The organism is Dyadobacter luticola (assembly GCF_005860805.1).
Lineage (GTDB): Bacteria > Bacteroidota > Bacteroidia > Cytophagales > Spirosomataceae > Dyadobacter > Dyadobacter luticola.
Genome location: NZ_VCEJ01000004.1, coordinates 839571 through 855655 on the forward strand (window position 1 = coordinate 839571; position 16085 = coordinate 855655).

A 16085-nucleotide genomic window follows, 5' to 3' on the forward strand; every position below is an offset into this window, starting at 1 on the left:
CAGCCGCCCCGATTAAAAATACCAGCCCTGAGGTTTTCAGGACTGGCAAATGTTGTTTGAAATTACAATGTCAATGCACCGTTCATCGAGCGGACTGCTTCCGCTGATTTTTCGAATGCTGCTTTTTCGGCATCGCTCAGGCGGAGGTTGATCACCTTCTCCCAGCCGCCGCGACCCAACACAACCGGTACGCCCATGCAAATGTCTTTCTGGCCATATTCACCATTGAGATATACGCTGCAAGGAACAATCCGTTTCTGGTTGCGCACGATGCTTTCGACCAATAATAATGTAGCCGCGCCCGGTGCGTACCAGGCCGAAGTTCCGATCAGTTTGGTCAATGTTGCGCCGCCAACCATGGTGTCTGCTGCTACTTTTTCAAGCTGCTCTGGAGACAGAAAACGACTTACCGGTATACCATTATAGGTAGCCAGTCTGGTGAGCGGGATCATGGTGGTATCGCCGTGTCCACCGATTACCATTCCGTGGATGTCGAGCGGGGAAACGTCCATCGCAAGTGCGAGGTATGTTTTGAAACGGGCGCTGTCCAGCGCGCCGCCCATCCCGATCAGGCGTTTTTTATTGATACCCGACTCTTTGAGGGCCAGGTAAGTCATGGTATCCATTGGATTGGAAACCACGATAATGATTGCTTTTGGCGAATATTTGAGGATGTTTTCAGTAACTCCTTTAACGATTCCTGCATTGATACCGATCAGTTCTTCGCGCGTCATGCCCGGCTTCCGCGGAAGTCCCGACGTGATCACGACTACGTCCGATCCTTTGGTTTTTTCGTAATCATTTGTAGAGCCGACGGGTCTGGTGTTGAAGCCGAGCAATGCAGCTGTTTGGTACATATCCAGTGATTTGCCTTCACTCACGCCTTCTTTAATGTCAAGCAAAACGACCTCCTCTGCCAGCTCGCGACGAATAATATTATCGGCAGTGGTTGCACCGACAGCACCCGCTCCTACAACAGTAATCTTCATAAAGAAATATGGTTAATTGAATAGAATTTAATGCTTTTTAAATTTTCTCCTAAAAGTAGGATACATAATTTGTTAATACCAAGGGGAATCAGATTTTTTGCCAGAAAAGTCTCAGGCGAAATCCAAAATGCAATTTTTTACGTATCTTGATAGTTATATTGGCATTTTTAACCACTTTTTATTGCTGGGTATAATGAATGATGAGTCGATGATTTCACAGATTTTAAAATCAGTTTTTTTTAAAAGCGCCAAAGGAAAAGCGGGGAGATATGCCAAGAATTCCACCCGGTTATTTGAGCTGATCAAAGACTCGGTTAGCAAGCTTCAGAAGGTTGGTTTTAAAGGAAACCTGTCGGAGTTTCAGACGAACGTGCAGCTGTTGATCAGAATGGTGCGGGCTTACGCTTCGGGAGAATACCGCGGCCTGCCATGGAGAAGCCTGATCTCGATCGTAGCGGTATTGATCTATTTTGTTTCGCCGATCGATCTGATACCCGATTTTCTGCCGTTTATCGGGGTGACAGATGACGTCGCACTGGTGGTGTGGCTGGTCAAATCGCTGAGCAACGATGTGCAGAAATTCGGGGATTGGGAGAAGCAGGCAAAAACGATTAACATAGGATAAAACAGAACCGTTTAGTAGTTTCTGTAGAAAAGAATTTTTATTTTTGTAAACATTAAAAAAGAAACAGATATGGAATCAGTAACCGTTTTGGCATTTATGGGATTAGGTGGACAAGAGATCTTTTTGGTTGCCTTGTTCGTTTTACTTTTCTTCGGTGCGAAGAAAATTCCTGAGTTGATGCGCGGTTTGGGGCAAGGTATCAATGAATTCAAGAACGCTACTAAAGACGTTAAGGAAAATATTGAAAAAAGCATGGAAGACCCCAAATAACGCTTCCATCTTATCGAAGTTATAATCAGAGCCTGTAAGCCTCAACTTATCGGCTCTGAATTTTTATTTACAACCCCACAAGAGATTTACATTGAAAGAGTATCTGACGCTAGCCGATATCCAGGAAGATTTGCGTGAAGGAGGTTTGACCTGCGTCCAGTTAGTTGATCATTATCTGCAAAAAATCGAGTCCAATAAACATCTCAACGCTTTCGTCGAAGTGTATGGCGAAGAGGCAAAAATGGCCGCCATGGCTGTGGACGAGAAGATAACAAGCGGCAAAGCCGGCAAACTGGCCGGGCTTGTTCTGGGACTTAAAGACGTACTTTCTTATCAAGGTCACGGTGTGCAGGCAGGGAGCAAAATCCTTGAAGGCTACCAGGCACCTTATACCGCTACCGCAGTGCAGCGATTGCTCGATGAAGATGCGATCGTGATCGGCCGGCAAAATTGCGATGAATTTGCGATGGGTTCTTCCAATGAAAATTCATCCTTCGGCCCTGTACTGAATGCTGCGGACGTTACCAAAGTACCAGGCGGATCATCCGGCGGCTCGGCGGTGGCTGTGCAGGCGGGCATGTGCCACGCGTCTTTGGGTAGCGATACCGGCGGATCTGTGCGGCAGCCGGCAGCATTTTGTGGCGTGGTGGGTGTAAAACCGTCCTACGGCCGCGTTTCCCGCTACGGATTAATCGCCTATGCCTCCTCCTTCGACTGCATCGGTCCGATCACAAAAAGTGTGGAAGATGCTGCGCTGATTCTGGAAATCATGGCCGGAGCGGATGATTTTGACAGCACGGTTTCTGAAAAGCCGGTACCTGCATACACCTCAGCATTGAACTGGACTGGAAAAGCCCGGATCGGGTACATTCAGGAAGCGATTGAAAGTGAGGCAATATCTTATGAAATCAGGCAACAGACGATTGAAGTTTTGAACCGTCTGCGCGCTGAGGGGCATGAAGTGGAGCCGGTGAAAATTTCGCTGCTGGATTCCTTGCTGCCCACTTATTACATTTTAACAACTGCCGAGGCAAGTTCCAACTTGTCCCGGTTTGACGGCGTACGTTACGGATACCGGAGTCCGGAGTCGAAAGACCTGGAATCGATGTATAAAAAGACGCGTACCGAAGCTTTTGGCGATGAAGTGAGGAGACGGATACTCTTGGGTACTTTTGTACTGAGCGCAAATTATTATGACGCATACTATACCAAAGCGCAACGCGTTAGAAGATTGGTGCGGGAGGAAACGGACAAGTTCTTTAAGCAGTTCGATTTTCTGATTTCGCCGGTAACCCCAACAACTGCTTTTACGATCGGAGAAAAAACGGAAGATCCTTTACAAATGTATCTCGCCGATATCTTCACAGTGCAGGCAAATGTGGTTGGAAACCCGGCCGTATCAATTCCCAACGGTCTGGACGACAACGGAATGCCGATTGGAATTCAAATAATGGCTCCTTATTTTGGTGAAGAAAAAATGCTTGCTTTTACGAGCTATCTTACCAGGTTGAATAATAAGGTTGCCATCGAGTACAATACAAAACAATAGGTTACTTAACTGCTTTTTAGCAGTTTTTTGCGATCTTGCTCTCTGAGCGTTGTTTGTATCTAACCAAAGGTTTTAAGAAAATTATCGTGCCAGAATGACGGGCCACTAGCGGAAAGTTATTCGGTCAAAGATTTTTTGTGACCATAAAGCAAAATGTGCAAAAGAGATTATTCTGATTCATCAGGAAATCAAGAAGGATTATTTATCTGTAAGTGATTCATAAACAGATATTAGCCATTGAAAAAACCGTGAATTGATTAACCTTCAAAAAACATTATTGATGAGGATTTCGACAAAAGTGTTGTGGCTCGGAGCCATGTGTTTGGGAAGCTGGATCACGCCATCCATGGCCATGGTTCCACAAGAGAAGTTAGCCGCCGAGTCAGATACCCTGGAAAAAAATACTCAGGCAGAGGCATTGCTGCCTTATTTGCCGGAAGTGGAGGAAATCGGGCCAAACCCCTCGGTACCCGAAGCTTTGTTAAAAGAACGGTTTGCAAAGCTTGAAAAAGAGATTCCCCTGCGTTACCACAAGTCTTCCCACGAGTTTGTAGAATATTTTATTTACAAAAAGGCGGAGTTTACCCAAACCATGATGGAGCGAATGCCGCTCTATTTCCCTCTTTTTGAAAAAGCACTGCAAAAGCACGGTCTTCCTACCGAGCTGAAATACCTTTCCATGATCGAGTCGGGACTTAACCCGACGATTATTTCCCATGCACGTGCCGGTGGCTTGTGGCAATTTATGCCTGCAACCGGGCGGGAATTCGGTCTTTATCAGGATAAATACATTGACGAGCGTTTCGAGCCGGCAAAAGCGACTGAGGCCGCCTGCCAGTATCTTGCGCAGCTTTACCGCATTTTTGGCGACTGGGAATTGGCGCTGGCTTCTTACAACACAGGCCCGGGTAATGTAAAGCGCGCGATGCGTCGCTCACGTGGTACCACATTCTGGACCATTTATAATGTGCTTCCAAAAGAAACCCGCTCGTATGTTCCGCAATATGTGGCGATGAATTATATGATGAACTTCGGTTATGATCACGGCATTTATCCAAGAAATACCGAATTCCAGATTCCGAATGATACCATCCACATTAACGGTTACATTGACCTGGCGGCATTTTGCCAGCAAAGCAGCATCAATTTCGAAGACCTTAAAAAGCTGAACCCGCAGATCACCAAGACGATCCTGCCTGACCAGACGAGGGATTTTGTGTTGAAAGTGCCGAGTGTACAATACACGTATTTTGTAAGTAACAGGAACACCATCATGGATTCCTGCACAAGAAGATTTACCGCCGCAGGATTACTTATTGCAAAGGTTGACAGCACGAAAGTTGATTCGCTGGGTGCAAATCCATCCTTTCCTTATGCCCTGGCAAGTAACAGTACTTCATCCGACGACGAAGAAGAGGATGAAATGGAAGAAGCGCCGGTTAGCAGCAACAAAACCAAAAAGTCGTCGCATACCGTACGCCGGGGGGAAAACCTGGGTGCGATTGCCCGGAAGTACCATGTTTCAGTAGCTGAACTAAGACGCTGGAACCACATTCGCAGAAACGATATTCGCAGAGGGCAGAGACTTGCTATTTACAAAGAAGTGAAAGTAGCGGCGCCAGCTAAGACTACCACCCGCGTAGCACTTGCGAGCTATCGTGCCGAGGAGCAGCCTGCCAGAAAAGACCGTCACATCCGCAAACGTTACCATACTGTTCAGAAAGGCGATACGCTTTGGATCATTTCCCAGCGTTACGGACTGGAAATTGGGCAGTTGAAGAAGCGTAACAGGATCAGGGGAAACTCTATCAAGCCGGGTCAAAAACTGATCATTTCAAGCTAGTGAACAAGAGTCACAAAATGCACATACTATATATATGATTGCCTACGTTAACGGAACTGTAACCTATAAAGATCCGGCATACGCCATTATCGATGTAAACGGAATAGGCTATGAAGTACGCATTTCATTGCAAACCTACACATCCCTCCCGGACCTGGGCGAACGTTGCAAACTGGTAACGTTTCTGAATATACGGGAGGATGCGCACGTACTTTACGGCTTTTGGGGAAATGATGAAAAAAAGCTTTTTCTAGACCTTGTCGGCATTTCAGGGATAGGTCCCTCCACAGCGCTGGTCATGCTTTCTTCACTTTCCTCGTCCGAAATCAGGCAGGGTATCATTGATGAAGACCTTCGCCTGATACAATCGATCAAAGGGATCGGGTCAAAAACTGCTCAACGCGTTATCCTGGAATTGAGAGATAAAATGCGCAAGGAAGAGCTGGTGTCAACAGGTCCAAAATCCTCAGAAACATCTTCCGGAACATTAAGAAATGAAGCTTTGGCTGCTTTGGTAACATTGGGTATACCCAAAGCCACCGCAGAAAAGAGTGTGGACGCTATTATCAAGCGTGAAGGACAAAACATTACCGTGGAAAATTTAATAAAACTGGCGCTGCGTTAACCAGTACAGCAATGATATTTGAAGAAACTCTTTACGATAGTAAGATCGTTTCGATGGCTTTAATTACAGGTATAACCTTCTCTAAATAAGTATATTACCTTGTCATCAACGATATACTCATTTTTATTTAAAGTCATAAGCATTTCAACCGTAGCAGTGTTGCTCGCCAACGTTTCGGTTGATGTGGACGATCCGTATTCCAAGAATGCCCAGGAGTGGGCGGTGCTGGCAGACACGATCAGGGACGACACGACCAAGAAAAACCTGGACCGTTCCGGAAATCAGCTGATCATGCGCTGGAAAGATTATTATTCCAACCGGATCGCCGAACCCCGCCCCAGATCGCCGCTTTACCTGCGCGATCCTGCCAACATTTCTACCAACATTGTACTCGACAGCGCCGGGAAAATTGCGGTTTCTGAGAAAGTCAAGACACCTTCCGGTAACCTGAATTTCCGTACGCCCGAGCGCATGGACCTGGAAACGTATGATAAGATATTAGAAGACCGGGCATTCAAAAGTTTGCTGCGCGAATATGCCGGTCGGCAAGACGGTAACAGTGCGTTGGGTGCCAGGGGTTTGCTGCCGAAGCTGGACATTCCACCCGGGCTCTCCAAACTTTTGGGGGACGATTTTATCAATTTCAAACCGACCGGTTTTGTTTCGCTGGACCTGGGTTTGATGCACCAGTTCCTGGATAACCCCTCTATCCCGATCCGGCAGAGACGCAATACACAATTCATCTTCAACGAGCAGATCAGCATCAACTTCGATGCGAAACTGGGCGATCAGCTGGGTTTTCAGACCAACTTTGATACGAAGGCAAACTTCAACTTCGAGAATGCAATCAAGCTGAATTATAAGAACCCGGAGGAAAGTTTTATCCGGAAAATTGAAGCGGGTAACATCAACTGGGCGATCAACAGTCAGCTGATACCGGGTGTCCAGAATTTGTTTGGTTTAAAAACAGATTTTCAATTCGGAAGACTGAGCGCCACGTTTGTCGCCTCGCAGCAAAAATCCAGTAAAGAAAGAATTGTACTAAGGGGCGGAGCGCAGAACAGGGATTTTGAGCTTAGGGCAGATACTTACGATGAAAACCGTAACTTTTTCCTTTCCCAGTATTTCAGGAACAGATACGAATCCTCTTTACAAAACACGCCCACGATTACTTCCGGCCTGGCTATAACCCGGATTGAAGTATATGTTACCAACCGTACAACCACCACAGAGTCCCTGAGAAACGTGGTCGGTTTTGCAGATTTGGGTGAGCCTGCTCCCTACAAATCAGCCAACCCCAGCCTGCAACCTATACGCGCCACGTCGCCCGCTGATAATGCGGCAAACGGTCTTTATGCAACATTGACATCCAATGATGCTTTCAGGCAGGTTGATAACACCAACAGTGCAATCACGAGTCTCGGTCTCGAAAAAACGCTTGACTATGAATTATTAAGGGGTGCAAAAAGGCTTGTGTTGGACCGGGACTACACATTTCACCCCCAACTTGGATATGTAACCTTGACCAATGCGCTCAGGAATGACGAGGTGCTGGCGGTTTCTTACGAGTATACATTAAATGGTCGCGCGTACAAAGTGGGGGAGCTCACCGAGGATTACCAGGCGCGGCGGGATAATGAGGTGATCGCGCTGAAATTGCTGAAATCGTCCACGATTAGAAACAATACCAAGCTGCCGATGTGGGATTTGATGATGAAAAACATCTATTCACTCGGGACCAGCCAGATCGACAAGCAGGGATTTCAGTTGCGGATCATTTACAAAGATGACCAGACCGGGATTGATAACCCGAATTTGCAGGAAAGTAGCATTGCCAACATTCCGCTGATCCGCCTCGCAGGTTTGGACAGATTGAACCCGGTGAATGATCTTCAACCCGACGGTAACTTCGACTTTGTGGACGGTATCACGATGGATAGTAAATCGGGCCGCATCATTTTCCCGGTACTCGAACCATTTGGCTCCAACCTTTCGCGAAAATTCGGTGCGGGCGAGGACCAGTTCAGGAATAAATATGTGTTCAATGAGCTGTACCGCACGACGATGATCGATGCGCAGCAAATCACGGAGCGTAATAAGTTTTTTATCAAAGGTACCTACCAGTCTAGTGGTGGAGCCGAGGTGCAACTGCCTTTTGGCGTGCTCGAAACTTCGGTGACCGTAACTTCCGGCGGCGTTCCGCTTTCGCCTGGCTCCGATTACATTGTCGAAGCGCAGATCGGGCGGGTGAGAATTTTGAATAGCAGCGTCTTCAATTCGGGGCGGGAAATCGTGATCGAATATGAGCGGCCGGATATGTTCCAAAACCAGATCCGCTCCTTGCTGGGAACACGTCTCGATTATGTGGTGAACCGTGACCTGGCGATTGGGGCGACAATCATGAAGTACCGTGAAAGAACCGCCGGCTTTTTATCCAGGGTATCAATTGGAAATGAGCCGGTGAATAATACGATGCTCGGTTTCGATGTGAATTTCCGCAAAGATGTGCCTTTCCTGACCCGCTGGCTGGATGCGCTCCCGCTTTTGCAAACCAAGGAAATGTCGAGCATTCAGTTTAAAGGGGAATTTGCGAAGCTTTTACCAGGTGTTTCAAAAGATGTGAATAACCGTTCACTGGTCGATGATTTTGAAGCTGCCCGTACCATTTATGACCTTTCCCGCCAGCCTCAAAAATGGCGTCTTGCCTCAGTACCTACTTCATTCAGACAAGGTTTGGATGGAAAAACGCTGAATTATGGATACAAGCGGGCGAAAATTTCGGCCTACACCGTAGATAACATTTTTGGTGGAACACAAGGATTAGGGGGCGGATATACACCACCCGCCAACATTGAAGAAGATGATCGGAAATTCTTCTATGAAAGACTTTTCCTGCCCAATGAGATTTTTCCAAACCGCGCCATCGCCGGACTTGTCACTTATCCGCAGCAAGTATTGGACATTGCCTATTATCCGAGCGAGCGGGGGATGTACAACTATAATACGGACTTAACTGTGGACGGACGTCTGAAAACCCCGCGTGCTAACTTTGGGGCGATCAGCCGGGCGATTACTTCGGACAATGATTTTGATAATGCCAACATTGAAAGCATTGAATTCTGGATGCTGGACCCGTTTATCCCTGGTGAAAATGGTGTGATCAGGGATGGATTTGAAGGTAAAAATAATACTACAGGCGGAAAGCTGGTTTTCAACCTCGGTGACATTTCGGAAGATGTAATCCCGGACGAACGCTACAATTTTGAAAATGGTCTGCCGCTGGTGCCGAAGCAAGTGGGCGTGAATGTGGATTCGACTGCCTGGGGATATGCTACCAAATCGCAATATCTGATCAATGCATTCAGCAACGAATCCGGTGCGAGGGAGAAGCAGGACATTGGTTTGGATGGTTTGTCCAGTGAAGAGGAGCGCAACTTTTTCCGGAATTATATCAGCCGATTACCTGCGAATTTGACACCTGCGGCCAGGGAAAAAATCCTGGCTGACCCTTCCGGTGATGATTTCAAATTTTTCCTCGGTGCCGATCTTGATAGCGCGAATGTGAAAGTTTTGGAACGCTATAAAAATTACATTGGCATGGAGAACAACTCCCCTGAAAGCCAGGGCAGGGCCACCGATGTGACGCCAGCTTCGACAAATGTGCCCGATGGGGAGGATATGAATGTTGACAATACCATCAATGATAATGAAGCTTACTACGAATACGAAATTGACCTGAAACCGAATCAGCTCGCAATCGGAAACGGATACATTGTTGACAAAACCGAAACAAACGGCCAGAACTGGTATCTTTTCCGCGTACCGATCAAGGAATTTTCGGGTGTGGTAGGGAACATGAATGGTTTCAAGTCGATCCGTTTTATGCGGATGTATTTGACTGATTTCCAGCAGCCTGTGGTACTTCGTTTTGCGCAGTTGCAAATGGTGGGGCAGCAGTATCGGAAATACACTTCCAACCTCGACGCGCCTGGTTTGCAAGAAGTTCCTGAGCCTTATGATGCCAAGTTTACGGTTGGTACTGTGAGTATTGAGGAAAACAGCGACGCAAGAGGTGGCTTAAATAAATACATTTACAACATACCTCCGGGCTGGATACGTGACCAGGACAACACGCAGCGTCCTCCTTTGCTGCTGAATGAGCAGTCTATGAGCCTTTGTGTTACGGACTTGCGCGACGGGGATTCCCGGGCGGTTTATAAGAATGTCAACCTGGATCTGTTGTTCCGCAAGAGATTGAGAATGTATGTTCACATGCAGAACGAGCAAAGTGAAGACGGCATGGTGGGCGCATTCATGCGAATCGGAACGGACCTTACGCAAAACTACTATGAAATAGACCTCTCAGCTTTACGTGCTACCCGTCCATCCGCGACAGAGCGCGAGGAAATCTGGCCGGAAGGAAATGAAATTAACATCGCGTTGAATGATCTGATTAATGCTAAGGCATTGCGGAACAGACAGATCGACAAAAACCTGAGTGTACCTTACACAATTTTGTCGTCGGACGGCCGGTACAAGCTGACCGTTGTAGGTAACCCGGATTTGAGTACGGTGCGGGTGATGATGATCGGGATGCGGAACCCGAAATCGAATGATGAGCGCCCCAAAACATTCTGTCTTTGGGTGGACGAAATGCACGTCGAAGGTTTTGATGACACAGGTGGTATCGCAGCCATCGCGCAGCTGAATGCGAAGCTGGCGGATTTTGCAACTTTAACGGCTTCGGGTAGGATCGAGACATTCGGCTTCGGCAGTGTGCAGCAGCGCATTGGGGAGCGTTCCCGGAATTTTACGCAGGAGTACGGCGTGTCGTCCAACATTGCACTGGACAAATTGTTACCCGCGCAGTGGGGTTTCAGCATACCATTATTTGTGAGTTACGACAGGCGAAATGTCAAGCCGCATTTTAACCCGCTCGACCCGGATACGCCGCTCGAAACCTCGCTGGATAATTTGCTGAGCGACGAAGAACGCGACGGTTACCGGCGGATGGTGGAAGAAAATGCCGTCAAGCGAGGGTTCAACTTCTCGAATGTCCGGAAGATCAAGACGAAGCCGGGAGCGAAAATGCATTTCTTTGATTTTGAAAATTTTGCGTTTACCTACGCTTTCAGCGACGACAAGCGGCGAAATGTGCTGACGCAGGAATATACCCAGCGGTCGTACAAGGCCGGGATCAATTATACTTACAGCAGCCAGCCGAAGCCTTTTGAGCCTTTTAAAAACTGGAAATCGACCAGCCGGTGGACGGAGCTGATCCGGGATATCAATGTGACATTGCTGCCGAATATGGTTTCGGTGCGGACGGATGTGGACCGTCGTTTTCTGAAAACGCAATTGAGAAATGCCGACCTTACCATCGACGGTATTCAGCCGCTTTACGAGAAATATTTCTGGTTTAACCGCTACTACGATTTCGGCTGGAACCTTACTCGGAATATGACATTGACTTACAAAGGTTCGGCCAACTCGATCATCGATGAGCCGATGGGTGACATTAATACGGCTGCCAAAAAGGATTCTTTGTGGAACAATTTCAAAAAGCTAGGCAGGATCAAAAACTTTGACCAGCGAATTGACTGGACTTACCGCCTGCCGCTGGATAAAATTCCGCTGGTAGACTGGATGACAGCCGATTACAAGCATACCATCACCTACCAATACCAGGCAAATGCTTTGGGATTGAAAGATACGACCGGTCTTCCGTTTGGTGACATTATCCGGAATAGCCGTGAGCGTGGCGTAACCGGTAAAGTGGATTTTGTGCTGCTTTACAACAAACTGCGATATCTGAAATTTGCAAATACACCTTCTCAGGCGCGTAAAAACTTTGCAAGAAGCCCGGGTGACATTGAGGAAATCGATATGCGCACGACGGACATTCTGAAAAACCTGACCAGGGCATTGATGACCGTCCGCGGGATCAATGTGAGTTATACTGTTTTGGAAACCACCGCATTGCCGGGTTACCTGCGTGCGCCAAAGTATTTTGGAATTGATAATACTAATGCGCCGGGATTACCATTTGTACTGGGACAGCAAGACCGGAATTTCCAGATAAAGGCTGCGGAAAAAGGCTGGATCACGAAAAGCAAGGAGCAGAATATGCCTTTCCAGCAAACCATTTCCAAGAATTTTTCGGCTAATACTACTTTGGAACCATTCAAGGATTTCAGGCTGATCATTGAAGCGCGATTGACGCGGCAGGACGCCTACCAGGAATTTTACCGGCCCGACGAAGGCGAAAGTTTTGTTTCCCAAAGCCCGCTGCGGAATGGTCAGTTCAGTATGTCGTTTATGTCTTTCCGGACTGCCTTTGCCAAAATGCGGCGTGATAATTCCTCACCCGTTTTTGACAAATTCAGGGCGTACCGGGCCATTCTCCGTGATCGGCTTAACAATGAAAACCAGAGTGGCGGTGAGTATAATGAGACTTCGCAGGATGTGTTGATATCGTCGTTTTTTGCAGCCTACACTGGCAAAGATCCGAACACGGTGCGCACTAACCCATTCCTGAAATTCCCGATGCCTAACTGGGATTTCAGCTATAATGGTCTGTCCCAACTTCCTGCATTCAAGAAGTTTTTCAGCTCTTTTACATTGAAACACAAGTACATGTCCAATTACAGCGTGGGAAATTTCACTTCTTCGCTGGACTATGAGGCGCTTTACGTGAACCTGGCGGTGACCGGATATCCGCTGTCTTCGCGATTGAATGATCTTGGACAGTACATTCCGGTTTTCGCGATGAGCACCATTACTTTATCCGAAAAATTCCAGCCGCTGGTGGGCGTGGAGTTCAGGACGCAGAGCCGGATTACTGCCCGGATGGAGTATAACCGCGACAGGACGGTGGCGCTGAACCTTTCCAACTCGCAGGTGGCAGAGCTTTTCAACCAGGATGTTACGATCAACATTGGCTTTACGAAAAACAATGTACCGCTGCCTTTCAAGATCAATGGTGTCAAGAAAAAGCTGAAAAATGACATGACGATGCAGCTCGGCCTGACATTCAGGGATACCCGCTCGATCCAGCGGAAATTCGACGGCGAGAACATTCCGATTGCGGGTAACATTAACTTCCAGCTCCGCCCGACGGTCAATTATATGGTCAATAACCGTCTCAGCCTTCAATTCTATTTCGACCGGACATTCAATGATCCACTCGTTTCCAACTCGTTTTACCGGGCCAGTACGTCGGGCGGGGTGCAGTTAAAGTTCAATTTGGCCGAATAGAATTTTGATTTGGAAAATACACCCAGCATCCTGTAATTTGCGGTTCAAAGATGTTTAAACTTACCTGATCAAATCATGAATTTCCCGTCAGATATAAAGTACACAGAAGATCACGAATGGATTCGTATTGAAGGGGATACAGCCATCATCGGAATTACGGACCATGCGCAGAATGAACTGGGTGACATTGTGTACGTTGACATTAATACGATCGGGGACGCACTTCAAAAAGGGGAAATTTTTGGTTCGGTTGAAGCGGTAAAAACCGTTTCGGACCTTTTTATACCGGTTGCGGGCACAGTGCTCGAAGTAAATGAGAAACTGGACGGTGAACCGGAACTGGTGAATACAGATCCTTATGGCGAAGGCTGGATGGTGAAGATCAGTTTGACTGACATTGACGATCGGGGTGGTTTGTTATCGGCCGAAGATTACCAAAAGTTTATAGGTGCCTGATTTTTAGGTTTGAAGCTCCATTAAGGAGCTTTTTTTTTGAAACCGGCTTTTTATCTGACACCGGTCATTCGTTTAAATGAACATGAAATTATTAATTCGCTCAGTTCGAATAGTTGATAAAAAATCCGCCTTCAACGGTCAGGTGAAAGACCTGCTGGTGGAGGATGGAAAAATAAAGGAAATCGGTTCACAGCTTTCGGGTGATGGGGCAGAGGTGGTAGAAGTGGACGGGCTTTGCGTGTCGCCAGGATGGGTGGATATGCGCGTCGCGTCGCGTGATCCGGGATTTGAACATAAGGAAGACCTTACTTCGGTACGCGCAGCAGCGGCGCACGGCGGTTTTACGGAAATCGTATTGTTGCCAAACAGCCAGCCGGTTGTGCATAGCAAGGACACATTGAACTACATCCGCCAGTCGGGACAGGGCGGGCTGGTGAAATTGCACGTGGCGGCAGCAGTTACCCGCAATGCCGAGGGCGCCGATTTTACCGAAATGATCGACCTTCACCACGCCGGGGCGATCGCTTTTACAGACGGCGAGCATCCAGTGCAGAATGCCGATCTTTTTCTGAAAACGATCCAGTATCTCGCCCCGCTGAATGCTTTGCTGATGAACCGCCCGGAAGACCGGCAGCTCACCCTGTACGGACAAATGCATGAAGGCGTCACCAGCACATTGATCGGCATGAAGGGAATGCCTGCACTCGCCGAGGAAATGATGCTGACGCGAGATTTGAAACTGCTGGAATATGCGCTTGAAAAAAGCATGTATCAGTCGGATGTTCCAACGCTGCACATTTCACTTTTATCATCGGCAGTAGCAGTAGAACTGGTAAGGCAAGCCAAGCAAAAAGGCCTGCCGGTATCCTGCGACATTGCGGCGCACCAGCTGGCTTTTGAAGATAAAGACCTGATTGATTTTGATACAAACCTGAAAGTAAACCCGCCTTTCCGCTCGGCAGAAGATTTGTCGGCATTGAAAGTAGGACTTGCAGACGGTACCATCGACGCGATTGTTTCAGACCACAATCCGCACGACGAGGAAAGTAAAAATCTGGAATTTGACCATGCGGATTTTGGTATAACCGGCCTGGAAACTGCATTTGCGCTAGCAACAATGCATAGTGGGTTGAGTTTGGAAAATGTGGTTGAAAAACTCACTTCCGCACCAAGACATATCCTCCGACTTTCCGAAGTTGAACTAGCGGAGGGTGCTAATGCTAACCTCACATTCTTCACACCGGACGAGGAATGGACATTTGAAAAAACCTACTCGAAATCCAGGAATACACCTTTTTTGGGACAAAAGTTGAAGGGAAAAGTAAAAGGTGTAGTTAATAATGGAAAACAGGAGTGGTATTTATGAAATCGATCATTGCATATTTTAATAAACCCATATTAAAACTTTCGCTGCTTTTTGGCCTGGTGACAGGTATTTTGGTATTCATCTTCTTTTTAGGATTGTACGCGATCGGCATTGTGCCGCTGGGAAATAATAAGGTGCTGGACTTCGGGATCCACGTGATCATGATCGCGGGCGCGTGCTGGTATTACCGTAAAAAAGTCGGAAACGGGCTTTTGCACCTCTGGGAAGGATTGACGATCGGATATGTAGTCAATACGATTGGTGCCTTGATTGCTGGCTGGCTGATTTACTTTTTTGTCACTTACATTGATCCACAGGTTTTTACAGACTATCTCACGCAGATGAAATCGCTGATGATGGCTGGCCGGACGGAACTGGTAAAGAACATTGGGCAAGCGGAATTTCTAAGAATGTACAATGATGTGGGGACGATGCAGCGGTCGGAGATTGTGATGGATGAGGTAAGTAAGAAAACCGTGATGGCGATCATTCCGATTTTGGTTATTTCTCTGATTTTCAGGAAACAAGATTACGGCGTTTATCAAAACAAACGATAGAAATCATTGCTATGGAAGAAAAAGTATCTACTGCACGCTTCGCTTTAAAATACGGGGCACTGGGCGCTGTTGTGATCATGATTTACACAACAATCCTGAATGTGGCAGGTCTCGCGCAAAACAGAATGCTGGGTTTTTTATCCTTCGTATTCATGATTGTGGCCATCGTGCTAGCGTTGAAGGAGTTTAAGGAAGAAAATAAGGGATTTTTGTCCTACGGCGAAGGATTGGGACTTGGGTCGTTGTTATCGGCGGTGATGGGGTTGCTGACCTCGGCATTTACAATGTTTTACACCCAGTTTATTGATAATACCATTATGGCGCAGACGCTGGATAAAATGCGCGAGGAGCTGGAAAGGCAGGGAAAAAGTGATTCCGAGATCGATACCGCGATGGAGCTTTCGCAGAAATTTATGTCCCCGGGCATCTTATTCGTTTTCGGCGTTTTTAGCTACCTGATATTCGGTTTCATCCTTTCGCTCGTGATCGCAGCTATCATGCGTCGCGAAAAACCGGTTTTTGATTGATTCAAGCTTCATCATACTTAA

Annotated in this window: 11 protein-coding genes; 10 read left to right on the forward strand and 1 reads right to left on the reverse strand. The window is 47.2% G+C overall.

Annotation, left to right across the window (positions count from 1 at the left end):
• Window positions 1-62 precede the first annotated feature (62 nt).
• Window positions 63-989 carry a malate dehydrogenase gene (mdh, locus tag FEN17_RS14310; protein ID WP_138366030.1) on the reverse strand — a complete coding sequence of 309 codons (927 nt, stop codon included), beginning with the start codon at window positions 987-989 and terminating at the stop codon, window positions 63-65.
• A gap of 127 nt (window positions 990-1116) precedes the next feature.
• Between mdh and FEN17_RS14315 the strand changes: the two genes are divergently transcribed.
• The 10 genes from FEN17_RS14315 to FEN17_RS14360 all read left to right on the forward strand — a co-directional run bounded on the left by FEN17_RS14315 (window position 1117) and on the right by FEN17_RS14360 (window position 16064).
• Window positions 1117-1614, forward strand: coding sequence for a YkvA family protein (locus FEN17_RS14315; RefSeq protein ID WP_229208819.1), 498 nt, complete (start codon window positions 1117-1119; stop codon window positions 1612-1614).
• Between the two features lie 69 nt (window positions 1615-1683).
• Window positions 1684-1884, forward strand: a complete 201-nt coding sequence (locus FEN17_RS14320) for a Sec-independent protein translocase subunit TatA/TatB (RefSeq protein ID WP_026631334.1) — start codon at window positions 1684-1686, stop codon at window positions 1882-1884.
• A gap of 91 nt (window positions 1885-1975) precedes the next feature.
• Window positions 1976-3433 carry an Asp-tRNA(Asn)/Glu-tRNA(Gln) amidotransferase subunit GatA gene (gene gatA, locus FEN17_RS14325; RefSeq protein WP_138366031.1) on the forward strand — a complete coding sequence of 486 codons (1458 nt, stop codon included), beginning with the start codon at window positions 1976-1978 and terminating at the stop codon, window positions 3431-3433.
• 280 nt (window positions 3434-3713) lie between these two features.
• Entirely contained in the window at window positions 3714-5276 is a 1563-nt protein-coding gene (locus tag FEN17_RS14330; RefSeq protein WP_229208820.1) for a lytic transglycosylase domain-containing protein, read from the forward strand.
• Window positions 5277-5310: 34 nt separating this feature from the next.
• A complete protein-coding gene (gene ruvA, locus FEN17_RS14335) occupies window positions 5311-5901 on the forward strand; it encodes a Holliday junction branch migration protein RuvA (protein WP_138366032.1) in 591 nt (196 codons plus the stop codon).
• Window positions 5902-6000: 99 nt separating this feature from the next.
• Window positions 6001-13158: a T9SS outer membrane translocon Sov/SprA gene (gene sov / locus FEN17_RS14340; protein WP_138366033.1), complete on the forward strand. Its 7158-nt coding sequence runs from the start codon at window positions 6001-6003 to the stop codon at window positions 13156-13158.
• A 75-nt stretch (window positions 13159-13233) separates the two neighbouring features.
• Window positions 13234-13614, forward strand: coding sequence for a glycine cleavage system protein GcvH (gene gcvH, locus FEN17_RS14345; RefSeq protein WP_138366034.1), 381 nt, complete (start codon window positions 13234-13236; stop codon window positions 13612-13614).
• An 82-nt stretch (window positions 13615-13696) separates the two neighbouring features.
• Window positions 13697-14980, forward strand: a complete 1284-nt coding sequence (locus FEN17_RS14350) for a dihydroorotase (RefSeq protein WP_138366035.1) — start codon at window positions 13697-13699, stop codon at window positions 14978-14980.
• Window positions 14977-15537, forward strand: a complete 561-nt coding sequence (locus FEN17_RS14355) for a DUF4199 domain-containing protein (protein ID WP_138366036.1) — start codon at window positions 14977-14979, stop codon at window positions 15535-15537. The genes FEN17_RS14350 and FEN17_RS14355 overlap by 4 nt, the downstream gene beginning before the upstream one ends.
• Before the next feature lie 11 nt (window positions 15538-15548).
• Entirely contained in the window at window positions 15549-16064 is a 516-nt protein-coding gene (locus tag FEN17_RS14360; RefSeq protein WP_138366037.1) for a DUF4199 domain-containing protein, read from the forward strand.
• Window positions 16065-16085: the final 21 nt, after the last annotated feature.